The sequence below is a fragment of the Rathayibacter sp. AY1D5 genome (assembly GCF_002932515.1).
In the GTDB taxonomy this organism is placed as follows: Bacteria; Actinomycetota; Actinomycetes; order Actinomycetales; family Microbacteriaceae; genus Rathayibacter.
On sequence record NZ_PSVU01000126.1, the window covers coordinates 1 to 777 of the forward strand.

Below are 777 nucleotides of genomic sequence, written 5' to 3' on the forward strand. Positions count from 1 at the left end.
GGGCCGTCGCCGGCGTCCGGCTGCCGAGCTGGCGCACCCGCACCACTCCCGGCTACCTCCTCGCCCTCGGCCCGATGGGACTCGATCCCGCCGACCGGGTCGTGCGCCTCTCGCTCGTCGCCGACTCGGCGGAGGACGCGCTCGCCCTGTGGGGCCCGCTCCTGGAGGCGCTCGCCGCCTCCGGAGCCCGCCACCAGGCCAAGGCGCTCTCGGACCCGCGGGCCTTCCCCCGCTCCGACGCCCTCGTCGTCTACCTGCCCGCCGACTCCGCCGACGACGTCGCCCGGAGGATCACTCCGCTGCTCGATGCCCGGCCCTCGCCCCGCACCGCCGTCTCGGCCTTCGCCGAGAGGCTCGCCGACGGCCTCGCCTACGCCGAGGACCCGGCCGACGAGCGCTCCTCCTACCGCGGACTGAGCTTCGGCCAGCACCGCTCCCGCGTCCTCGCCGAAGCGCTCCTGCGCTCCTCGGCCGAGACGATCCCCGCCGCCGACGCCTGGGCCGACGCCGCCCGCGCCGCGCGCATCGACCCGGACCGCCCGGGACTCACCGCCCGCTAGGGCCCCACGAACCTCCCCTCGATCCCGAGGGGACCACCACCTCAGCCCGAGGTACTCCACGAAAGGGACACATCATGACCACCATCTCCACCGACGCCCAGTCCGCCGACCTCACCGCCCTCGCGGGAGCGCACGACACCTTCGCCACCGTCGACGAGCTCGGCTCGGACGCCGCGACCGAGGCGCCCGCCACCACGCCCCTGTGCGTCGGCATCAT

The 777-nt window shown here is 75.8% G+C and carries 1 protein-coding gene; it reads left to right on the plus strand.

All coding sequences use genetic code 11. The annotated features are described in order from the left end of the window. Positions 1-560 (plus strand): T3SS effector HopA1 family protein (locus tag C5C82_RS17765; protein WP_258066177.1); only part of this gene is annotated, 560 nt, incomplete at its 5' end. Positions 561-777 lie beyond the last annotated feature (217 nt).